Annotated in this window: 23 protein-coding genes; 21 read left to right on the plus strand and 2 right to left on the minus strand. The window is 45.1% G+C overall.

What is annotated here, in order from left to right; genetic code table 11:
- Both WHS38_09415 and WHS38_09420 read right to left on the minus strand, forming a co-directional pair.
- Positions 1-963, minus strand: coding sequence for an ABC transporter substrate-binding protein (locus WHS38_09415; GenBank protein MEJ5301192.1), 963 nt, complete (start codon positions 961-963; stop codon positions 1-3).
- A gap of 6 nt (positions 964-969) precedes the next feature.
- Complete coding sequence (locus WHS38_09420) at positions 970-1,380, minus strand: ATP-binding protein (GenBank protein MEJ5301193.1); 411 nt, start codon at positions 1,378-1,380, stop codon at positions 970-972.
- A 196-nt stretch (positions 1,381-1,576) separates the two neighbouring features.
- On the opposite strand from WHS38_09420, the gene WHS38_09425 reads away from it, so the two are divergent.
- The 21 genes from WHS38_09425 to WHS38_09525 all read left to right on the plus strand — a co-directional run bounded on the left by WHS38_09425 (position 1,577) and on the right by WHS38_09525 (position 20,845).
- Positions 1,577-2,842 carry a sigma-54 dependent transcriptional regulator gene (locus WHS38_09425; protein ID MEJ5301194.1) on the plus strand — a complete coding sequence of 422 codons (1,266 nt, stop codon included), beginning with the start codon at positions 1,577-1,579 and terminating at the stop codon, positions 2,840-2,842.
- A 72-nt stretch (positions 2,843-2,914) separates the two neighbouring features.
- On the plus strand, positions 2,915-4,009 hold the full coding sequence (sctW, locus tag WHS38_09430) for a type III secretion system gatekeeper subunit SctW (GenBank protein MEJ5301195.1): 1,095 nt from the start codon (positions 2,915-2,917) through the stop codon (positions 4,007-4,009).
- Positions 4,006-4,380, plus strand: coding sequence for a CesT family type III secretion system chaperone (locus WHS38_09435; protein MEJ5301196.1), 375 nt, complete (start codon positions 4,006-4,008; stop codon positions 4,378-4,380). Before sctW ends, WHS38_09435 begins: the two co-directional genes overlap by 4 nt.
- 2 nt (positions 4,381-4,382) lie before the next feature.
- A complete protein-coding gene (locus WHS38_09440; protein MEJ5301197.1) occupies positions 4,383-4,724 on the plus strand; it encodes an STAS domain-containing protein in 342 nt (113 codons plus the stop codon).
- Between the two features lie 11 nt (positions 4,725-4,735).
- Positions 4,736-5,116, plus strand: coding sequence for a hypothetical protein (locus WHS38_09445; GenBank protein ID MEJ5301198.1), 381 nt, complete (start codon positions 4,736-4,738; stop codon positions 5,114-5,116).
- A 12-nt stretch (positions 5,117-5,128) separates the two neighbouring features.
- Complete coding sequence (locus WHS38_09450) at positions 5,129-5,467, plus strand: tetratricopeptide repeat protein (protein ID MEJ5301199.1); 339 nt, start codon at positions 5,129-5,131, stop codon at positions 5,465-5,467.
- Positions 5,464-7,557: a type III secretion system export apparatus subunit SctV gene (gene sctV / locus WHS38_09455; protein MEJ5301200.1), complete on the plus strand. Its 2,094-nt coding sequence runs from the start codon at positions 5,464-5,466 to the stop codon at positions 7,555-7,557. Before WHS38_09450 ends, sctV begins: the two co-directional genes overlap by 4 nt.
- A gap of 174 nt (positions 7,558-7,731) precedes the next feature.
- Positions 7,732-8,181, plus strand: a complete 450-nt coding sequence (locus WHS38_09460) for a CesT family type III secretion system chaperone (protein ID MEJ5301201.1) — start codon at positions 7,732-7,734, stop codon at positions 8,179-8,181.
- Between the two features lie 32 nt (positions 8,182-8,213).
- Positions 8,214-8,489: a hypothetical protein gene (locus WHS38_09465; GenBank protein MEJ5301202.1), complete on the plus strand. Its 276-nt coding sequence runs from the start codon at positions 8,214-8,216 to the stop codon at positions 8,487-8,489.
- Positions 8,490-8,597: 108 nt separating this feature from the next.
- Positions 8,598-9,101: a hypothetical protein gene (locus tag WHS38_09470; protein ID MEJ5301203.1), complete on the plus strand. Its 504-nt coding sequence runs from the start codon at positions 8,598-8,600 to the stop codon at positions 9,099-9,101.
- Between the two features lie 201 nt (positions 9,102-9,302).
- A complete protein-coding gene (locus WHS38_09475; protein ID MEJ5301204.1) occupies positions 9,303-9,812 on the plus strand; it encodes a SycD/LcrH family type III secretion system chaperone in 510 nt (169 codons plus the stop codon).
- Positions 9,813-9,870: 58 nt separating this feature from the next.
- Positions 9,871-10,842, plus strand: a complete 972-nt coding sequence (sctB, locus tag WHS38_09480) for a type III secretion system translocon subunit SctB (protein MEJ5301205.1) — start codon at positions 9,871-9,873, stop codon at positions 10,840-10,842.
- Positions 10,843-10,862: 20 nt separating this feature from the next.
- Complete coding sequence (locus WHS38_09485; protein MEJ5301206.1) at positions 10,863-11,312, plus strand: type III secretion system chaperone; 450 nt, start codon at positions 10,863-10,865, stop codon at positions 11,310-11,312.
- A gap of 38 nt (positions 11,313-11,350) precedes the next feature.
- Positions 11,351-13,066 carry a regulator of G-protein signaling domain-containing protein gene (locus WHS38_09490; protein ID MEJ5301207.1) on the plus strand — a complete coding sequence of 572 codons (1,716 nt, stop codon included), beginning with the start codon at positions 11,351-11,353 and terminating at the stop codon, positions 13,064-13,066.
- Positions 13,063-13,464 (plus strand): type III secretion system chaperone, encoded by a 402-nt coding sequence (locus tag WHS38_09495; protein MEJ5301208.1) that lies wholly within the window; start codon positions 13,063-13,065, stop codon positions 13,462-13,464. Before WHS38_09490 ends, WHS38_09495 begins: the two co-directional genes overlap by 4 nt.
- A 26-nt stretch (positions 13,465-13,490) precedes the next feature.
- Positions 13,491-14,621, plus strand: a complete 1,131-nt coding sequence (gene sctE / locus WHS38_09500; protein MEJ5301209.1) for a type III secretion system translocon subunit SctE — start codon at positions 13,491-13,493, stop codon at positions 14,619-14,621.
- 22 nt (positions 14,622-14,643) lie between these two features.
- Positions 14,644-15,093, plus strand: coding sequence for a type III secretion system chaperone (locus tag WHS38_09505; protein MEJ5301210.1), 450 nt, complete (start codon positions 14,644-14,646; stop codon positions 15,091-15,093).
- A 21-nt stretch (positions 15,094-15,114) separates the two neighbouring features.
- The gene (locus WHS38_09510) at positions 15,115-17,625 is read left to right on the plus strand and encodes a hypothetical protein (protein MEJ5301211.1); all 2,511 of its coding nucleotides are present in this window, start codon (positions 15,115-15,117) and stop codon (positions 17,623-17,625) included.
- A gap of 83 nt (positions 17,626-17,708) precedes the next feature.
- Positions 17,709-17,837, plus strand: a complete 129-nt coding sequence (locus tag WHS38_09515) for a hypothetical protein (protein ID MEJ5301212.1) — start codon at positions 17,709-17,711, stop codon at positions 17,835-17,837.
- A gap of 83 nt (positions 17,838-17,920) precedes the next feature.
- Positions 17,921-18,370 (plus strand): type III secretion system chaperone, encoded by a 450-nt coding sequence (locus tag WHS38_09520; GenBank protein ID MEJ5301213.1) that lies wholly within the window; start codon positions 17,921-17,923, stop codon positions 18,368-18,370.
- Between the two features lie 21 nt (positions 18,371-18,391).
- A complete protein-coding gene (locus tag WHS38_09525; GenBank protein ID MEJ5301214.1) occupies positions 18,392-20,845 on the plus strand; it encodes a hypothetical protein in 2,454 nt (817 codons plus the stop codon).
- Positions 20,846-20,851 lie beyond the last annotated feature (6 nt).

A 20,851-nucleotide genomic window follows, 5' to 3' on the forward strand; every position in this document is an offset into this window, starting at 1 on the left:
TCACCTTTTCCCTCTGTAGAAGCTATCGTAAGTAATCGTAGAGGAAATTATCCCCAGATCTTTCAGAGTCTCCCTGGTGGCTTCGTAATCCTTTTTCCTTAAAACGCCGGCACTAGCATCGTCGGGCAGTATAAGTTTTTTCATTTTCTCAAGCATCCATCTTTGATGAACCCGGCTGGTGGGAACATGGGCCCGACGAAGATGATCCATTATAACATCAAGGGTCTCCTCAGGATGTGAAAAGGCATACTCCCATCCCTCCAGGGAAGCAGTAACAAAGGAATTCCACATCTGCGGGTTTTTCTCAAAAGTTTTCTCCAGAACATATAGCCCATCTTCAGGAAAACCAAGACCAAAATCGGCAAAAGAAAAGGTAATCAGTTCATCCGCATTTATACCAGACATTAGTATCTGATAATACTCATTATATTCCATCACAGAGGCTACATCCACAATCCCCCTAAGAAAAAGATTCACAGAATATCCCTGAGGAAGAATGAAAACATGAAGGCCATATTTCTTAAAAAAAGCTCTCGCTTGAACGCCGAAGACATCATCCCAGAGGCTAACCCGTTTCCCTTTCAAACTTTCTAATGTGTTTATCTCGCTCGATTTTTTTGCCGCAAGCATTAGAGCCGACCGCTGAATAATCTGACCTATGTTGACAATCATGAGACCTCGATCCCTGAGCTGAATCCCTCGTATGAGCCACAGGGAGGAAACATCAACGCGGCCATCGGCAAGGTACTCGTCGGGAGGTTTCTCGGGGCCTCCCTGGACGATGGTGACATGAAGATTGTATTTTTCGTAGATGCCTTTATGGTAAGCCATGTAATATCCTGCAAATTGAGCCTGAGGAACCCACTGGGGAAGAAAGGTTATCATTTCCTGGGAGAAACCTTTACCAGGAGAAATTTCAACGACAAAAGCCACCCCGAACAAAATAAACCATTTAAGCCACATCGAAAGCTAAGCCTCTTTACGAATGATCATCGTAAGGATGTTCTCATCTTTCTCACGCCGATACTTTACCTCATCGGCGATCTTTTTTATGAGAAAAATCCCGAGGCCTCCGATCGGTCTTTCTGTTACCCCTGCTGTGAGATCCGGATCAGGTGCATCCACAGGATTGAAAGGACGACCTTTATCTCTTATCTCAAGCATAATGGATTCGTCTTCTTCCCAACAGCGAACTTCCACAGGACCGGGCTCTTCCCCACCATAAGCATGGTTTACTACATTGAGCAGGGCCTCCTCCATAATTAAAACAAGCTTCTGAGTTTTTGAGGCGGGAAAGGATAGACTTTTTGCAAAGCCTTCCACAATATCAAGGAAACTTTGAAGATGTCCTATCTCCGCGGGAAGGATTAGTTTAACCATGAAATTATTACCTCTTTATTTAAAAACCATTATTGCTCAAGGCTTATACGCTAGATTTAGCTAGACTTGTTTAAGAGGCAGTGTATAATAAATATGATTTTGTGAGTGTATGCGTATTCACCTTTTCCACACTTACCATACATATCATGAAATCCCCTTGAAAGTAAATTTTTTCTTTGTATAGGGTCGTTATTTGATGGCAGAACATTATATACCCCTTGAGCTTTTTAAAGAGTTAATACGCATTACCAAAGATATTTCCCAGGGAAAGCGTCCGGATCCCAAGCCCCTTTTTGAGCTTACAAAAGAAGGTGTTTATCCCCTGCCTATTACAGAACTAGCGGAGTCTTTCGGCATAATGGTGGTAAAGATTGAAGCTCGAGAGTTCAAGCTCCGTCAGATAATCGAGAGACTCAAGACTGCCAACCAGGAGCTCAGAGCAACTCAGGAGCTTCTCAAAGAACAGAACCGATTTCTCAAGAAGGATTTGAGAGATCGTTTTGCCAATAATCTCATTGGATCCAGTGAAGCTATTCAAAGGCTGATAAGATCCATCGAAAAGGTAGCGGATACACCTTTAAATGTTCTCATTGAGGGTGAGACGGGAACGGGGAAAGAACTCGTTGCAAAGGCCATACATTACGATAGTTCCAGGGGAGAGTTTCCCTTCGTCGCTCTTAACTGTGGAGCCCTTCCGGAATCCCTTCTCGAAAGCGAGCTTTTTGGCATAGAAAAGGGGGTTGCCACCGGGGTTAGCTCCCGGATGGGAAAAATTGAACAGGCTCACCGGGGCACCCTTTTTCTAGACGAGATTGGCGATATGCCTCTTGCCAGTCAGGTGAAATTTCTTCGGGTCCTTGAACAAAGAGAACTGGAGCGTATCGGCGGTCGTCAGCCCCTCAAAGTAGATGTGAGAGTAATATCGGCAACGAACAAGAGTCTTGAAGAAGAAGTGGAAAAGGGCCGTTTTAGAGCAGATCTCTATTACAGACTGAATGTGGTAAAAATATTTATTCCTCCCCTTAGAGAAAGAAAGGAGGATATTCCCCTTCTCGTAAACCATTTTGCTGAAGTCTCTTCCTTGACCATGAAAAGGGAAAAGGTTTCTTTCTCAGAAGAGGCCATGAACCTTCTTAAGAACTACAACTGGCCCGGGAATATTCGAGAGTTAAGAAACGAAATAGAGCGATGCGTGGCTCTTGCATCGTCATCCATTATACTTGAATCCGATCTGAGCGAAAAAATTCAACACAACTCGTCTTCTGTAGAGAGACCAGAAGAAGTGATACCTGCCGCCATAACTTCCGGATCCATCAGCCTGGAGAAGATTGAGCAGGAGGCCCTAAAAAGAGCTCTTTCTGATGCAAAAGGCAATAAATCGGAGGCCGCCAGGAGGCTTGGCATCAGCCGGGAGGGCCTCAGAAAAAAACTTATCCGTTATAACATGGCCGTTAAAGACTAAGATGGTCCGCCTTTTGCTTAAAACCGGATGGTATTGCCGTATAGATTTTGCAGAAGAGAGGAGGCAGAAAACATGCTTGAGCGGTTAAGAGGAGAAGGGATCTCCCAGGCTGATAGAACCGGCGGGGAAGCACCGGTAGATAGAGCTGGAAAGGAAATGCTGGATGGAGGGGCTATTAGAGTAGTGGACGATGCCTCATCCCTTATTGCAGACGCCGCGGAAGAGCTGACCTTTGAAGCTTCAGAAACGGTAGAGAAAAAAGCAGAAGAAAGAAGAGTAGAGAAGGAAAAACCATCACCACTCATAGTTAGAATTAAAGAATGTTGTAAGCTTCTTCCAGATTTTGACAAAGATAAATTTCAACTCTGGCTTAAGGGAATTTTCAAGAATCCGCCGAGATCCAGAGAAGATCTTCTGGAATCCCTCAAAGAATTTTCCGGAGAGGTTTCTCACCAGTATCTGGCTTTATCTGTCCTTGAAGAATTTTCCACAGGGGATCCTGCCTTAAGGGAACTTGCAGAAGAAGCAAAAAAGGAGCTGGATGACAAAGAGGGTCCCTCTATCCGGGCCGCCTTCAACACGGGCCAGATCGTTGAAACCTACGCTGAAAGAGGCCTGGATTCAACGGAAAATCTAAGAGATTTCTACCGTAAAACCGTCCTTCACTACGAAGGAGCTACGGAGACCTTTAAGGCTGTGCTGGATCGGTTTCCGGGGGAGTCCCTTCCTGAGGCTATCCAGTATCTTATTAGAGCAGTAGGTAATGATCTTCATAGTCGGGGTTCCAGCATAGACAAAGAAGAGCTGAGAACAATTCTCAATGATCTCTATTATCTGGAAACCCTAGGTCATCTTCACGGAGCTTTTGAAACCCTTATGAAGAAGGTTCAGGAAGGATTCCATGCTGTCTCTGCCCTTGGTCCGCGAGAGCTTCTCGGTCAATTTCTTGCACTGAAAGACAACAAATGGCTCAGCGAATCGAATGTCCTTTCTCTTCTGCAAGAGATGGGACTCCAGGACAGTTCTACCCGCATTTACTTTCTTCAGGGTTTTATAAACATCGCAAGATCAGCTCCTTTAAAGCTGTTCTCCGGTGATGATGAAAGAAACCTTCTAATTTCAAAAATACAGGACGCCCTTGATAGATGCATAGAGGAGGAGGTATGAGCTGGGTAAAGGAAGCGCTCCAGGCTCTGGGAAGACAGTTGGGTATCGAGAATCTAAGAACGGACGAAAAGGGGCTTTGTCTCCTTCAGGAGGGAAGTGATACATTTATCGGTATTGAAGACAGAGAAGATACGGTTCTTCTGTACATATCCAGAGAAACTAATTTTCTCGATAAAGAGGTGATGGAAAAAGCCCTTCAGTCCACCTTTTATCGTTCTCTGGGATCCAATGAAGCAGGGGTTTGCCTTACCAGGGACTCTCGCCTCACCTTTTTTTCGCATATTCCAAGATCATCTGTTACCTTTCCCCGCCTGAGTGAAACACTGGGATTGCTCAGGAAATTACTCTTAACTTCAATTGAAAGGAGATAAGATTGCAAATTCAGGTATCACAACAAAAAGATGTCGTTATTGTGGCCTTTTCGGGAAGGCTTGATGCCATTACCGCTTCCGATTGTGAAAAAGCTATTGATGAAATCATCGCCAAAGGAACTCTTCTATTAGTTATTGATCTCAAGGACACGGATTATGTGAGCAGTGCCGGTCTCAGGGTAATTCTTAAAGGAGCCAAAAGCCTTTATGGCACCGGAAAACTTGCTCTGGCAAGGCCTCAGGAGTCAGTGAAAGAGGTTTTAGAAATGACAGGTTTCGGCGAAATAATGCCGATCTATGACTCCCTTGAGGAAGCCCTTGCGGATCTTTCAAAACCTCTATAGGAGAAAATTTTATGAAAATAAGCCCTTTAGAGCAAAGCATTGAAGACATTCACTGGCAGAGTGAACCATCCTCGGTAACCTTCGAAAGCCCTTCTCTTATTCCCGGGGATGTTACTCAGGAACACTTTCTTGACGAAATCCTGGACATACCGAACCTCAGGGGCCAGATCGTAGAGTCTTTATCCCCAAATGTTGTCCACCGTCACATCCTTCAGCCCTCCTTTTTTGCATCTTTTGCGAAAGACCTTGTAGAAAAACTCAGAAGTAAAGGAAAAGAAGCGGAATCTCCTCGATTAAAAAGGATATTCATGGCGGCTTCTGAAGTACTGGAAGAACAGCGGCAGAATATGGACATTTTAAAGGTATATCGGTCACTTCTTCTAAAAGGATAAAGATCATAAAGAATGGCAGATACATTAAAAGATGAAGAAATAGAATACCTTAAGGTCATTGCCTTTGTTTTCTTAAGGTATGGAAAGTGGGAAAAAGCAAGCGTTATTTATGAACTCCTGCGAGAAGTCATACCAGAAGATCCTGGCGTCTTTAAGGGTCTCGGTCTGGCCTATTTAGAAACAGGGAAACTCCCTCAGGCCCTTGAGTATGTAGATAAGTGGTTAGAACGGAGCAACCAGGAAGAAGAACGGAAAGTCGCAAGGATGCTGAAAGGAAGAATACTACGACAGATGGGAAAGTTAGAAGAAGCCAGAAGAGAGATGACTTCAGAAAGGGGTGAAGGGGTATGAAGTTTGACTCTACGTTATTCCAGAAATCAGCGTCTCAGATAACGCGATTTGCCGATCTTGCCCTGGCTGTTCTTGTCATTGCCATCATAGGCCTTATGATTTTACCCATTCCGCCCTTTCTTCTGGATACCCTTCTTGCAACGAACCTGTGCATTTCCGCGGCTCTTCTTCTTGTGGCCATGTATATTCCTTCGGCACTTCACCTGTCCACCTTCCCTTCCCTTCTTCTCTTTACCACCCTTTACAGGCTTGCCTTAAACATAACCACTACCCGTCTTATTCTGCTCAAGGCCCATGCCGGTCAGATCATCTACACCTTTGGTCACTTTGTTGTGGCGGGAAACTATGTGGTAGGAGCCGTGATCTTTCTTATTATTACCATTGTGCAGTTTCTCGTAATCACAAAGGGCGCCGAGAGGGTGTCGGAAGTGGCAGCCCGGTTTACCCTTGATGCCATGCCTGGAAAGCAAATGAGCATTGACTCTGACATGAGAGCAGGCCTCATAGACCTGGATGAGGCAAGGCAAAGACGAAGAAGTCTGGAGAAAGAGAGCCAGCTCTTCGGTGCCATGGACGGAGCCATGAAGTTTGTAAAGGGTGACGCCATTGCAGGTCTTATCATTACGGCTATCAACATTATAGGGGGACTCATCATTGGCGTCCTTCAAAAGGGTATGCCCCTCATGAAGGCCGTTCAGACTTACTCCATTCTAACCATCGGAGATGGCCTTGTGAGTCAGATTCCGGCCCTTCTAATTTCCATCACCTCCGGGGTGGTGGTAACCCGCGTCTCTTCCGACGAAGAACAGGCCAACCTTGGAAGGGACATCGGACAGCAAATGCTTTCTCAACCCAAAGCCCTTCTTATTGCGGGAGGCATGCTCCTTGGATTTGCTCTTATCCCTGGTTTTCCGAAGATTCAGTTTGTCCTTCTCGGGTTAGCCGTTGGAAGTATCGGCTATGGTCTTTTCAGGTCGGTCAAAAAAAAGGATGACAGGGAACCCACCTTTCAGGCCCAGGTCATGAGAGCTAAAAAGAAGCAGCCCTCAAGCGCCCAGCCAAGGGAAGAGTTTTCTATTACTATTCCTCTTCTTATAGACATTGACTCAACCACCGAGACCTTTCTTGACCCTGGCGAATTTAACGGTGAGCTCGCTCGAATCAGGTTAGCCCTCTATCACGACTTAGGTGTTCCCTTTCCAGGGGTTCATCTTCGCTTCAATGAAAATCTCTCAGAAGGAAACTATATAATTTTCTTACAAGAAATTCCTGTAGGGTCCGGGAGGATCCGGCGAGAGGGCCTATTTTTCCAGGAAAAGACCGATATCTTGGAAAACCTTGCCATTCCTTACGAACAGGAAGAAAAATTTCTTCCTGTCTGTGATACCATCTGGGTGTCTCCTCAATACAGGGAAACCCTTTTAAATAGCGGTTTACCTTTTATGGAAGGCTCCCGAATCATCAGTTTTCACCTCACCCTGATCCTTAAAAAGTATGCAGGGGAGTTTATCGGTCTTCAAGAAACCAAGACTTTACTGGAAAAAATGGAAAAGACCTTCCCTGAGCTCGTAAAAGAAGCCTCTAGGGTGCTTCCCCTTCAGAAAATGAGCGAGATATTCAGAAGGCTGGTTCAGGAACAGATTTCCATACGAGATCTCAGAACTATCCTGGAGGCCCTTGTTGAATGGGGACCTAAGGAAAAAGATGTGGTTCTTCTAACAGAATATGTCAGAAGCAGTCTTCGTCGCCAGATCAGCTACAAATATAGCGGCGGGAAGAATCTTCTGGCGGTTTATATACTGGATCCCCAGATAGAGGAGACAATACGACAGGCTGTGCGCCAGACATCTGGAGGAAGTTATCTGGCTCTTGATCCCTCCAAGGCGAAAGCCATCGGGCAAAGTATTAAAAGGGAGGTAGGAACCATTACGGGGAAAACCATGCGGCCGGTGCTACTTACCTCAATGGATGTAAGGCGCTATGTGAGAAAACTTATTGAAACAGACCTAGAGGAGCTCCCCGTCCTTTCCTATCAGGAACTCACACCAGACATTTCCCTTCAGCCCCTTGGAAGGATCACTATAGCCTAGAAAGTTGGCAGCAATTTGCAAAGCACTGCCAGGTAAGTTGGCATAAGTTTAAGATAACCAGCCTCGAAAGGATCGGTAAAGATATACATTAGAAGAAGCCCTGATCTGTTATTCAAGCTGGCACAGCTATTGCTCAAAGGAATTGTTGAAGGGTTTTGAAAAGGAGGAAACACCATGGATGTAAGGCAGACCCTGGAGCTTATAGCCAGACATTTCAATGTGGATGGGTTTGGTGAAGGCAGGGAAGGATTAAAACAACTGGTCTTTGACGACGATCTGGTGGTTCTTTTCAACGACAGGGCAAGAAGGGATGGTATCTGGATGGAGATGGAGATTGGTCTTCTGCCTGAGGAAGAAAAAGAGGAGGTCTTGCGTTCTCTTCTTAAAAGAAATGTCTTCGCCGCCCATAAAGATTATCCCTGGTGTGTCCTTCGAGAAGATCAGATAATACTTCAGGAGTTTTTGAACTGTGAAATCCTTTCTCCCTATCAGGTTGGTGAAAAGGTGGAAGCATTCATAAACCATGGAGAAAGCTGGAGGAAATTTTTAAGTAAAAAAATGCTCAGGTCTTACGAGACCGGGTTCAGTCAGAAAAGTATATTTAATGGAATGATTAAACCCTGAGTAAGAACACTTAAAGCCAGAAGGGGGTGTCAATGGAAGACGCAGTTAAGAAATCCCTGGAGCTTGAGAAGCGTTTCGAAGAACTTCAAGAACAGTTTGAGGAAGGTTTAAAGAAAAAGGAGGAGATGCTCAAAGAGTTAGGCGTAACCGAAGAGAAAATTGAAAACTTTGAAAAGAGACTGGGGCCTGAGGAAAGGGCTCAATTTGAGAAAGTAAAAGCCCAGATGGAAGAGACCCTGAATCAGATGGGGTCTGTGGAAACCCCACCGGCCAGGTCAGCTCCCAGGGTAAAAGGAATACGGATTTAAATAAAATCAGCGAGCATAAGAAAGGATAAAACAATTATGGAAGTAAAAGGTAATGTCTACAACCCAGCAGAAATTTACATAAAAAGCATAAAAAGGAGGAATGATGTTATGCCAGAAGTAACTGGTCCCGGGACTACGGGAGGAACACAAGCAATCGTAACGGAGACGCAAACATTGCCTATAGATGATCTTGCTTTCATTTTCGCCATCATGCAGACCAAAAATCTGGATGATCAACTGAAGACCGCTATGAAAAACATTCAATCCAAGCAAAGCGATCTTGCCTATGCCAGAAAGATGCTGGAACTGGCACAACAAGCAAAAGCTGATAAGAATCAGAGTGGACCTCAAGGTGAATTAGCAACATTTTTGACAAAAAACGGTGTAACCTGGTCATGGAGCTCAGGATTAAAAGACGACGAACTCAACAACAAGTGGGATACAATTATTACAAGTATAAACAATATCATTCAAAATAAGAACAGCGGTATCGAACTCGATATGCTCAGTCTTCAGAGCCTCATGAACAAGAGAAACCAGGCCCTTGAAATGGCTTCTACAATCATGAAAAAGGCGGCCGACTCCAAGGAATCCCTCATCCGAAACCTTTAGTAAGAAAAGGAAAAAGAGGCTGAAGTTATTGTCGAGATCTTCGAAAGAACGGTTGCTGTAAGGACTCTAACTATAGAGTAAGTCAGAGTTGGTAATTATCTCATACAGTAAAAGCTACAGGCCGGGGTTATCTCCAGATACGGCGGGTCCCCGTTCTTTCCGAAGATCCTGAATTTTTAAATAATCAAGAAAGGAAAAACAATGGTTGAAATGATACCCGTTAAGGATCTAAGTGAAGAGCAGATGATAGACATCGTCACCGCCGTAGTAAAAGGGGAGACCACCCTTCAAGAGGTAAAGGGTTTTTCGGATGAGCAAATGGAGGCCATTTACGCCATAGCCTTTAACCTTTATCAGGGGGGCAAGTATAAGGATGCCGTGGAGGTCTTTACCTGGCTCGGCATGATGAACCCCTTCGTAAGTAAATACTGGATGGGCCTGGGAGCATCCCTTCAGATGCTAAAAGACTTCAATAACGCCTTGAATGCTTACGCTGTGGCAGCGATAACCTCGAAGCCGGAGGATCCTGTTCCCCATCTCCACGCAGGTGAATGCTACCTGGGTCTTGGGGATAAGGAGGAAGCCCTTAAAGCCTTTACAATGGCTTCAGATTTCAGCAAAAACAAGCCTCAATACAAGAAAGTTTTTGCTAAAGCCCAGGCCTTCAAAGAAATCATAGAATTAAAAGTAAAGGAGCAGAAAACCCCTTAGATCTTAAAGGGAAGCAAAGTCAAAACAATTACTGTTGTAAAATTAAGGAGAAATAAAGATGGGTGACATTACGGTTAGAGTACAGGACAGCTCTGTCCTTCAAACATATTTACAGGAGATGAGCGATACAGAAGGTCCCGGAAGGCTCCAGGGGCTTACCCTCACAGAAAGTGGTGACATTATCCTTGAAGGAGATGATAACAAGACCAAACTGAAACCTGATCTGGATCCCCCTTTAACAGATTCTCTAGATTATCAGGGAACCTATGATGCTTTCTCAAGCAAGGTGGACTCACTCTTTCAGTTAATGGCCCTTTTGATGCAAGCCCTTAAGGAAATGAAGAGTGCGAACAGGCAAAGCCGGGAAGCGGAACATCAGGCCCAGATGAGCGAGATGATGCAAGCGGCGGAAAAGATTAAAGAAGCTGGCATGAAAGCTCTTGTGGGCGCCATTGTGGGCTTTGCCGTGGCAGTTGTCACAAGCGTTCTTTCCGTTCTGGCATCCTTAAAGTCCGCAAAATCACAGCTTGGCAAGGATATGCGTATGCAAACAGGCGCTACAGAAACTGCTACTACGCAAAAGAGTGTCACAGAAGCCACTACGCCAAAGGCTGCCACAGAAGCTACCACTACTACCACTAGCACTACAAAGGGCGTCGCAGAAACTCCAAGTACGCAGGAGGCTGTCACAGAAACTGCGCGGACGCAGGAAGCCGTTACAGAAGCTGTTAGCGCATCTGTTCGCAAATCTGCAATGTCTGCCGCCAGATGGGGGGCTCTGAGCCAGGTGAGCACTCAAATGGCGGGGTCTTCCGCTCAGCTAGTAGGCGGCATCACTCAGTATGCCCAATCGGAATCCCAGGAAGAGCAGAAAATCCATGAAGCCCGGTCGGAAGATCATCAGTTTCAGGCTCAGAAAGAAGGAGAACAGATCCAGTCCCTTCAAGAAGTCATGCAGGGTGTTCTGGAGAAATTGAAAACAATCATGGAACTTCAGCAGCAGGCCATGGACCATGCGTCAAGGGTATAACTTTCAAAAGGGAAAAAGCCATGGAAAGACTTGAGAGCAGTTTTGTTATTGAAGAGTTTATAAGAGGGATAGGTCTTACGAAGACCCTTAAAGATTCCCATGGAAGTGAAAGCTTTATAGTAGATGATATGCTTGTGGTCATTCAGGACAACCCGGAAGAGAAATGTATTGAGTGCTTTTCTTTTATAGGAGAAATACCAGCATCCAGTGAAAAGCTCCTGGAAACCCTTCTCGAAGCAAACTTTTTATTCAGGCAGACCGGTGGCGCTACCATCGGCTTGAGTAAGGCTACAAGGGTGGCAACCCTTTTCTATCGAATTCCCACTACAGATCTAACTACCTCCAGATTTTTTGAACAGATGGAGCATTTTATTAATGTGTCTTACCACTGGAAACTTCGCATAGAAGAAATGTCAGGAGAAATTCCATCCGAAACTTCGTTGTCTTACGATAACACTTTAAGGGTATGAGAAAAAGGCACTGAAACAAACGGCAGGAGGAATGTAATATGGTTAAAATAGGTGACTTTAACAGGGCCGCTCAGGAGAATGGTTATGTCCGCCTCAGGGGATCAGGATCAGAGGAACTCGTCACCTACGGAAAGGGTATATTTGGAAAAACTATAGCGTGGCTAAGAACTAAACTGCGTCCTGGAACAGTTGTTATGGAAGAAAATCGTCAGGTTCTCCAATCCTTTGTGAAAGCCCTTAAGGAACGGTATGGCGATCGCTGTATTTTGAGAAACATTGATCTCACCGGTGCAAAGCCTCTTTCGGCCAGAACTATCCGTGAAATTACGAGGGCTAACGAAGCGCAAGAAAAGGCTATCAGGAAATTCAATCACACCATAGCTCACCATGCTGCATTTGTTGGTTTTGATGACTGCGTTGAGGAAATCAAACTCAAACAGGGGATACAATTACCCTCAAACTCTCTTGCTCATGCCCGTCTGAGTAAGGAAATAATGGAAGCTATAGAACAACTTCAGGGAACACCGCCCAGGGTTATCTCAAGGAAAGAGGCTGAAAGTGTAGCAAGAAGAAAAATAGAAGAGTTTCTGAAGGCCAAAAAAGAACTTCTTGACTACATAAAGACAAAAAACCTCAGCGAACCAGAAGAAACCATTTTGAGAGAATTGGTCATGTCACAAGAAGACATCACAAGGGAACATCTCGACTTCTTTATGAATGCGCCTACCGCAAGAGAAGAAGCCACCAAGCTGGCCAGCCTCTTGAAGCATGATCCTCCCCCTTCAGCAGAACATATTATCAGGGCTCTGGGAGAGCTTTCTAAAAAGGTTTCCCTTGCTCTGGAACAAACTGGAAAAAGCAATAAAACAATCCCTGGAACTGACATTATAAGCCTTGTAAGCAAGTGTATTCAACTTGCTATGCAAACGACACCCTCAAGTCGAGAGAAAGCTGAAAACATCTACAAATTCTTTTCCTCTACAGAAGGTCTAAAACTGATAGCTACCCTGAGGGCCATATCATTCGGTGATGTTCCGAGTGCCTCTGGCGGAAAAGAGAGGGCAGCCATAATGTATGGGATCCTAAGTGGTATGATCATTCAATCAGGTCACCTTCTTGGAAAGAGAGATGATGAAATTAGAGAAGCCACGGCAACTCGACTCAATATGCAAAGTCTTCAGGATATCCCCAAAGATATAGCAGTCATCCTCCAGAGTGAAAATATCTATAGTGTGGAGGACTTGAATTCCGTTCTAACTTCCAGGCTTGGATTTGATAGTCTTCTAAGTTATGCTATACTGCAGCGTAATGATGAGAATCTTCTCTTCTGGAGAGAGGTTGAAGAATTTAAGCGTCTTCCGGAAAGCGAAAGGGAAAAGAAGGCAAAAGAAATAGTAGAAAAATTCATAAAAGAAGATACTCCTGGTAGATTTTTACCCAGTGACATTGAAGACAGATCCAGATCAGAGACCATTAATATCTCCTCGACAATTCGTAAGGAAAAAGAAATAGTAGAAAAATTCATAAGAAAAGATACCTCTGAGGGCAATAATTTCTTCGACTCTATACCAAAGTCAAGGTCAATGACCATTAATATCTCCTCGACAATTCGTTCTGAAATTGAAAGAAAAATGAGGGAGAATCCGAAAGATCCATCGCTTTTCGAAAATGCTCAAAGTGAGATTTATAACTCGATTATGAGGAATATTTTCCCCGAATGGCTTGGGAAAATTAGAGGAGGTCAACATCAATGATTGCGGAAAGAACAGGTGGAGTCCTGAAGGAATTTGGCGAAGAGGCAGGCATCGAGGGGTTAAGTCTGGACGAAAGAGGATATTGCTGTCTTTTCATCAACGATACGGGCATAAACCTTGAGATAGACGAAGAAAGGGAAACCCTTTTTCTATACGCTTACCTGGGAGATCTACCTGGAGAAGGAGAAAGGCTTTCTCTTTACGAAACCCTTCTTGAGGCCAACACGGTAAATTTCGCCCCTGGAGGAGGAACCATCGGTATTGACACGGAGCAAAATGTAATTGTTCTCTCAATGGCAATGCCGGCAGTAGATTTGAATATCAACTCCTTCAGCAGGACAATGGAGGAAATCGTTCATCAGGTCCAGCAATGGCGAGAAAGACTTAATAACTTATAAACCAAAGCAAGAAAGGACAAAAAGCAATGGTAGATAATGTAAAAGGTGCCTCCATAGGAAGCACCACCATGACAACGGAAGCCACAGAATATGATAGCTATGTGGCAGAGGCATCGAAAAAACTTCTCACTTTAATTGATCAGGACCCTTCAATAGGAGCTGGCACTGGAAGTGACGAGACGGACAAACCGTCTCTCACCCTGCCGGGGGTTTCTGTCCTCGATGTGGCAAACATGCTTGCAAGCATAAAAAGTCAAATAAATGAATCCCTTACGGGCATTGCAAAAACAAACATCGAGAAAAACAGGGCCGATCAGCAGCAAAAAACTCAGGAAAGAATTAAACAGTTGGAAGAAGCCGCTGAAGCCATGCACAAGGCCAATACCTGGGGCACTATAGGGAAAATACTTGGCTGGGCCATTCCAGCTTTGATGGTTGTTACTGGAGCAGCCCTCGCCATAGCAGGTGCAGTGGTCCTTGCCACCGGTGTGGGAGCTGCCGCAGGTATTGCCCTTCTGAGTATTGGAGCCTCCCTCATTGCCGGAGGTGTTGTAGGGCTCGTGGCGCAGACCCTTCAAGAAACAGGAGCTGCAAAGGCTATCATGGACTGGATGGCTAGCAAGTTCGAAGAGATGGGCATGAGCAAGGAAGCGGCCATGTGGACATCTCTTATCGTCTATCAGGTAGTTGTTATGGCTATCATGATAGCCGCCAGTGCTGGAGCCGGTCTTGCTGTAGGATTTATCGGAGGACTTGTAGGTGGTGGCGTTGGCGCTGCTTCCTCCGCTGTAGGAGCAGGAGCCCAGGCAGCCGCTACGGCCGCTTCAACAGGAGCCCAGGTAGCGTCAACATCTGCTCAAACAGCAGCAAATTTTGCAATAAATGCGATCAGGGTAGGTATTGCCGTTGCTCAGGGTCTTGCACAGGTTGGCCAGGCAGGTGTATCCTTAGGACAGGCTATTAACGAAAAGGACGCCGCCGATCACGAAGCCAATGCGCAAACAATCAATGCCTTTCTGAAAAAACTTCAGCAAAAGCTGGAGGAACAGGAAGACGATCTCAAGGAAATCATGGAAGCATACCAGAGAGGTATTGATGTCATTATGAACATTATACAAACCCAGGACCAGATGGCTCATCAGGCCATCCATGTTTAAACAGACAAAGAAAGGATATGAAATGGACATCAGAGAAAATGCTCAAGAGATCCTTAACCACATTGACAAAGCTATAGGAGGAAAGGGGCTGAGTTTTGATGAGAGTAATGTGGCATCCTTTGTGGTAGAAAAGGATGTTATTTGTACCTTCTTCGTCTCTGAAGAAGATAGTGCCCTTCTTGTGACTATCTACATGGGCCCCATTGATAAATCCAACACAGAACTGCTTTATGAAATGCTCTGTGGCAATTACATGGGATCTTATACGGGAGGTGGCACCTTATCTATAGATCCTGAGGAAAACCTGGTGGCTCTTTTCCAGTTTTTCCCTCTTCCCGTTGAAAACCCCGCCTGGATAGAAGAACCTCTGGAAAATCTCATAAATGCCGCCCTTTACTGGAGAGATAGAATGGGACAATTTCAGCCTGAAGACGGCGAGGGGGATAGTAACAATCCCTTGTTTCGAGTCTGAAGGGGAAAGGGAGGATAAATCATGAAGATTCTAGGGAGAGAAACAGTTGGTGCTCAACAGACTGCTGTGGAGGAAACAGGTCCTGCATCAACATCGCAGGCTACCTCCCATCCCCTTGATCCCCTGAGGACCCAAGGTCAGCAGGCCATAGGACAGCGGAGCCTCCGGACCCTGGGTGATCTCATCTCCACTGCCAGGGAGGCTCATGAGGAGGTGATCAGCCGATGGGAGCAGAGACTTGCTGCAAAGCCCCTGGTGCCACGAACATTAGCCGCCATGATACCACCTTCTGAGAGATCCATTGAAATTGACTTCAGAATGGTAGAGCAGGAACTGAAAGACATCCCCAGAAGCCGGCGGGCGGAAGCCACAAGGAATATGCCCCTTATAATCCAGGATCGCATTAACAAAGGCTATGAACTCTGGAAAGGGATCCAGGAGGGAACGATACATAGAAATGCCACCCCTGAGGATGTAAGAAACCTCATGACTTTTCTCATGGCAAAGGCTATGGAAAAAGGGCCGGGATTTTCTGAAGGGGCCTTTAGCATCGAAGATCCTGAGCACAAGCTCAAAAATTTTCTTACCTCATGTCCGGAGGTTTATCACCGGAGATCCTCTCACATAACGGAATTTCAGCAAGCCAGTGGGGGCGGTCACTTCGGCATAGATCTTCCCCTTCCCTACGGTAATAGAACTCTTCTTTTTGGAGAGATGACAGGTCTAGGTCTTTTGAGAGATCGTCTCTTTCTCAAGATGGAAACTTCGGGCTGTCGCTTGTTTAATTTTGGCGCCAACAGAAGTGAAGCCCCCGTAAGAGATCGTCCATTGAGGTGGAGAGATGCGGGACAATTTCTGAGTCATGCTAGCGGCTACCTCAAGACCTTCTTGAGAAAACGCTCCAGGGGTTTCTTGTTTGCAAACAGCAGCGAATCAAGAAAAGAAAGAATACCTACGGAAGTAAGTAACAGCTTCAAAAAACTTATATCTCAACTTAGACAAGATGGAAAGACAGAACTTGCAGACACTCTCGAGCGTGACAACCCCCTTTCTTCGTCTCGGGGTATAAGAACGATTGTTTATAATATAGGGCAAGCCCTTCAGGATCCTCTTATTGACGAAAACACAGAGAACCTTCTCAAGAAATTTATAGCTCACCTTGAGTTTAGGTATGATCATTTGGATGTCAGAATAGGTCAGGAAATTGTCCTTAACAGAGATGAGATTGTGGAGAGTGAGCCTGGTACACAGGAGGATAGAGCTTCCACCGAAAGGCTTGCAAGGAGTATCATGAAAGAAGCTTTTGCCTCTTTGCTGGCAGTTCGAAACCCCAAAAAACCGTCTCAGCATGATGTAGTAGACTTTTTAAGACACCTTACTAGGCTATCCTTGACGACGGCACGAAAAATTGTTGATGTCGACGATTACTCGAGTATCTACCATGAGGCCATAGAAGATACCCTAAGACTGGCTTCAGAAGAACAAAAAGAACGGTTAAAGCTTGTACTTTCCTCACCCCCCTTTAGACGGATGTTTCAAGCTGTTAATGAAACATTAATGAATCCCCCGGAAATCAGTGAAAATAAAACGGAGTGGGAGACTTCGGGAAGTACTATATCTAAAATGTATGCTCTTGTTGACATGCTGTACGAAAAAAGTGGTGTTCAAGTTCCCAATGAAAAACCGGATAAGCGATCTCTTAACCTCCTTAAACTCGTTGGAACCATTGCTGCCAACACAGGAATAAATGTAGCCACCAACATAAGCGGCATTAAATACGCTCGTTTAAGAGAATATGAGAATCAGCTTCTGGGTTTTAGAAGCCTGGAAGATATAAGAAAGGATATAGGTGAAAACATATTCATCCTGGGAGAACCGATCTCCAGTATGCTTCCATCTGAAAGACCCATAAATCTTGAAGGCATTAAGAGTAAGATTCATAGTGAATTGAAGAAAGATCTAGCGAATGAGGAAGGAGAAAGTAATTCTGAAGATATCCTTCAAAGCCTTAACCGATGGTTTATTGCTGACTTTGAGAGGCCCCCCGGTTATGTCGTAAACGGTCAACACTTTGGTGGTAACCTCCCCTCAGGAACACCAGACGAGGTAAGGAGGAGAGAACTGCAGCGATTTATTGATGCCGTCGGCGGACTGGAAAAAGCAAAACAGATTGCCCGGGTGTCTCACCAGGGAGCATTCGGTATTTTTCGGGAGGCTATAAAGTCGCAAGTAGGTGATGAACTTGCTCCACGCTTACTTGGCCATATGGGACACCAATTAATAACCAGCGAAGATGGAACGGCCCGTCCTTCGCAGGAGAGAATCATTACAGTGGACCAGGAAGGAATTCACATATCCTTTAAGTTTGCTTCTCAGCTATCATCTTATGTGGAACCATATAACCTGGGGGAACATCTGTCTCTTGATTTTACAATAGTTGCCCCTGGATCGAAAAATCCGGATATTCGAATTGACCGCTGTGATTTCCTCTACAGTGCCTCTCCTTCTGAAGAAACAACCCAAACAGCTTAATTGAAGGCCTGGAGGTGTTTTCCTGAGGATTTCCTATCCCGATACCTCAGGAAACCACCTTACCTCCAGGGAAGGAAGCGGCCATGGGGGCATCTCTTATCGTCTATCAGGTAGTTGTTATGGCTATCATGATAGCCGCCAGTGCTGGAGCCGGTCTTGCTGTAGGAGCTATCGGAGGGCTTGTAGATGGAAGCATACCAGAGAGGTATTGATGTCATTATGAACATTATACAAACCCAGGACCAGATGGCTCATCAGGCCATCCATGTTTAAACAGACAAAGAAAGGATATGAAATGGACATCAGAGAAAATGCTCAAGAGATCCTTAACCACATTGACAAAGCTATAGGAGGAAAGGGGCTGAGTTTTGATGAGAGTAATGTGGTATCCTTTGTGGTAGAAAAGGATGTTATTTGTACCTTCTTCGTCTCTGAAGAAGATAGTGCCCTTCTTGTGACTATCTACATGGGCCCCATTGATAAATCCAACACAGAACTGCCTTATGAAATGCTCTGTGGCAATTACATGGGATCTTATACGGGAGGTGGCACCTTATCTATAGATCCTGAGGAAAACCTGGTGGCTCTTTTCCAGTTTTTCCCTCTTCCCGTTGAAAACCCCGCCTGGATAGAAGAACCTCTGGAAAATCTCATAAATGCCGCCCTTTACTGGAGAGATAGAATGGGACAATTTCAGCCTGAAGACGGCCAGGGGGATAGTAACAATCCCTTGTTTCGAGTCTGAAGGGGAAATGGAGGATAAATCATGAAGACTTCTTGGATAAAATTTTGGACAGGAACAGGTAATATTCCACAGACTGCTGTGGGTGAATCCAGCACAAGAGGTCCTGCATCAACATCGCAGGCCCCTCCTCCCCTTGAGCAACTGGGGACCCAGGGGCAGCAGGCAATAGGACGCCGGAAAATCCAGACTATGGCTACTGCCAGGGAGGCTCACGAGCGGGTGGTCAGACTATGGGAGGAAAGGCTTCCTGCAAGGTCCCCCGTGCCTCGAACATTCGGCGCCGTGATACCACCTTCTAAGAGATTCATTGAGATTGACTTCAGAATGGTAGAGCAGGAACTGAAAGACATCCCCAGAAGCCGGCGGGCGGAAGCCACAAGGAATATGCCCCTTATAATCCAGGATCGCATTAACAAAGGCTATGAACTCTGGAAAGGGATCCAGGAGGGAACGATACATAGAAATGCCACCCCTGAGGATGTAAGAAACCTCATGACTTTTCTCATGGCAAAGGCTATGGAAAAAGGGCCGGGATTTTCTGAAGGGGCCTTCAGTATCGAAGATCCTGAGCACAAACTCAAAAATTTTCTTACTTCATGTCCGGATTCCCGAATATCCTCCCACATAACGGAATTTCAGCAAGCCAGTGAGGGCGGTCACTTCCGTCGTATAGATCTTCCCCTTCCTTACGGTAATAGAACTCTTCTTTTTGGAGAGATGACAGGTCTCGGAGATCGTCTCTTTCTCAAGATGGAAACTGGGGGCTCCCGCCTGTTTAATTTTGGCGCCAACAGAAGTGAAGCCCCCGTAAGAGATCGTCCATTGAGGTGGAGAGATGTGGGACAATTTCTGAGTCATGCTCGCGGTTACATTGGAACTCATTTGAGAGAATTCTCCGACTTCTTGTTTGCAAACAGCAGCGAATCAAGAAAAGAAAGAATACCTACGGAAGTAAGTAAGAGTTTCAGAAGGCTTATATCTCAATTTAGACAAGAGGGAAAGACACAACTTGCAGACACTCTCGAGCGTGACAACCCTCTTTCTTCGTCCCGGGGTATAAGAACGATTGTTGCTAATATAGATGAAGCCCTTAAGAACCCTTCTATTGACCAAAAAACAATGGATCTTCTCAAGCAATTTGAAAATCACCTTAAGTTGAGGTATGATCATTTGGATGTCAGAATAGGTCAGGAAATCGTCCTTAACGAAGATGAAATTGTAGAGGGTGAAGCCGGCACACAGGAGGATAGAGCTTCCACCGAAAGGCTCGCAAGAAGTATCATGAAAGAAGCTCTTGCCTCTTTACTGGCAGTTCGAAACCCCCAAAAACCATCTCAGCATGATGTAGTAGACTTTTTAAGACATCTTACCAGGCTATCCTTGGCGACAGAACGAAAAGGTGATGCCCCAACTTTAGGCGAGATCTACGCAGAGGCCGTGGATTATGCTTTAAAGCTGACTTCGGAAGAACAAAAAAAACAGTTAAAGCTTTTACTCTCCTCACATCCCTTTGGCCGGATGCGTCAAGCTTTTACTGAAATGTTACTAAATCCCCCGGACATCAGTGAAAATGAAACGGCGTGGGCTGCTTCGGCAAGTACTATACGTAGAATGCATACCATTATTGAACTTCTCTGCCAAACAATTGATGTCAGTGATTCCAGGGAAAAACTGGATAAGAAATATCTTGAGCTCATTGGAACCATTGCTACCAACACAGGAATAAATGTATCCGCCAGCATAAGCGGCAGTGAATATTATGCTCATTTGAGAAAATATAGTCACCAGCTTCTGAGTTTTAGAAGGCTGGAAGATATAAGAAGGGATATAGGTGAAAACATATTCATCCTGGGAGAACCGATCTCCAGTATGTTCCCACCTGAAAGAACCATAAATCTTGAGGACATTAAGAGTAAGATTCATAGTAAATTGAAGGAAGATCTAACGAATGGGGAAGGAGAAATTAATTCTAAAGATATCCTTCAAAGCCTTAACCAATCGTTTATTCGTGACTTTGAGAGGCCTTCCGGTTATGTCGTAAACGGTCAACATTTTGGTGGTATCCCCTCAGAAATAGCACCCGAGATAAGGAGGAGAGAACTGCAGCGATTTATTGATGCCGTCGGCGGACTGGAAACAGCAAAACAGATTGCCCGGGTGGCTCACCAGGAAGCATTCGGTATTTTTCGGGATGCTATAAAGCTGCAAGTAGGTGATGAACTTGTTCCATTCTTATTTCCCCATTCAGAATACCAAGAAAAATTCCATCGTTTACAGGAGAAAATCATTACAATGGACCAGGAAGGAATCCACATATCCCTTAAGTTTTCTTATCAGCTATCACTTTATTCGGAACCATATAACCTGGGGGAACACCTGTCTCTTGATTTTACAATAGTTGCCCCTGGATCGGACAAGCCGGATATTCGAATTGACCGCTGTGATTTCCTCTACAGTGCCTCTCCTCCTAGATAAACAACA

The organism is Thermodesulforhabdaceae bacterium (genome assembly GCA_037482015.1).
Taxonomy (GTDB): domain Bacteria; phylum Desulfobacterota; class Syntrophobacteria; order Syntrophobacterales; family Thermodesulforhabdaceae; genus JAOACS01.

Coding starts and splice junctions, on each gene's coding strand:
- WHS38_09415 (MEJ5301192.1), bottom strand. CDS start 963: ATGTGGCTTAAATGGTTTATTTTGTTCGGGGTGGCTTTTGTCGTTGAA.
- WHS38_09420 (MEJ5301193.1), bottom strand. CDS start 1,380: ATGGTTAAACTAATCCTTCCCGCGGAGATAGGACATCTTCAAAGTTTC.
- WHS38_09425 (MEJ5301194.1), top strand. CDS start 1,577: ATGGCAGAACATTATATACCCCTTGAGCTTTTTAAAGAGTTAATACGC.
- sctW (MEJ5301195.1), top strand. CDS start 2,915: ATGCTTGAGCGGTTAAGAGGAGAAGGGATCTCCCAGGCTGATAGAACC.
- WHS38_09435 (MEJ5301196.1), top strand. CDS start 4,006: ATGAGCTGGGTAAAGGAAGCGCTCCAGGCTCTGGGAAGACAGTTGGGT.
- WHS38_09445 (MEJ5301198.1), top strand. CDS start 4,736: ATGAAAATAAGCCCTTTAGAGCAAAGCATTGAAGACATTCACTGGCAG.
- WHS38_09450 (MEJ5301199.1), top strand. CDS start 5,129: ATGGCAGATACATTAAAAGATGAAGAAATAGAATACCTTAAGGTCATT.
- sctV (MEJ5301200.1), top strand. CDS start 5,464: ATGAAGTTTGACTCTACGTTATTCCAGAAATCAGCGTCTCAGATAACG.
- WHS38_09460 (MEJ5301201.1), top strand. CDS start 7,732: ATGGATGTAAGGCAGACCCTGGAGCTTATAGCCAGACATTTCAATGTG.
- WHS38_09465 (MEJ5301202.1), top strand. CDS start 8,214: ATGGAAGACGCAGTTAAGAAATCCCTGGAGCTTGAGAAGCGTTTCGAA.
- WHS38_09470 (MEJ5301203.1), top strand. CDS start 8,598: ATGCCAGAAGTAACTGGTCCCGGGACTACGGGAGGAACACAAGCAATC.
- WHS38_09475 (MEJ5301204.1), top strand. CDS start 9,303: ATGGTTGAAATGATACCCGTTAAGGATCTAAGTGAAGAGCAGATGATA.
- sctB (MEJ5301205.1), top strand. CDS start 9,871: ATGGGTGACATTACGGTTAGAGTACAGGACAGCTCTGTCCTTCAAACA.
- WHS38_09485 (MEJ5301206.1), top strand. CDS start 10,863: ATGGAAAGACTTGAGAGCAGTTTTGTTATTGAAGAGTTTATAAGAGGG.
- WHS38_09490 (MEJ5301207.1), top strand. CDS start 11,351: ATGGTTAAAATAGGTGACTTTAACAGGGCCGCTCAGGAGAATGGTTAT.
- WHS38_09495 (MEJ5301208.1), top strand. CDS start 13,063: ATGATTGCGGAAAGAACAGGTGGAGTCCTGAAGGAATTTGGCGAAGAG.
- sctE (MEJ5301209.1), top strand. CDS start 13,491: ATGGTAGATAATGTAAAAGGTGCCTCCATAGGAAGCACCACCATGACA.
- WHS38_09505 (MEJ5301210.1), top strand. CDS start 14,644: ATGGACATCAGAGAAAATGCTCAAGAGATCCTTAACCACATTGACAAA.
- WHS38_09510 (MEJ5301211.1), top strand. CDS start 15,115: ATGAAGATTCTAGGGAGAGAAACAGTTGGTGCTCAACAGACTGCTGTG.
- WHS38_09515 (MEJ5301212.1), top strand. CDS start 17,709: ATGGGGGCATCTCTTATCGTCTATCAGGTAGTTGTTATGGCTATCATG.
- WHS38_09520 (MEJ5301213.1), top strand. CDS start 17,921: ATGGACATCAGAGAAAATGCTCAAGAGATCCTTAACCACATTGACAAA.
- WHS38_09525 (MEJ5301214.1), top strand. CDS start 18,392: ATGAAGACTTCTTGGATAAAATTTTGGACAGGAACAGGTAATATTCCA.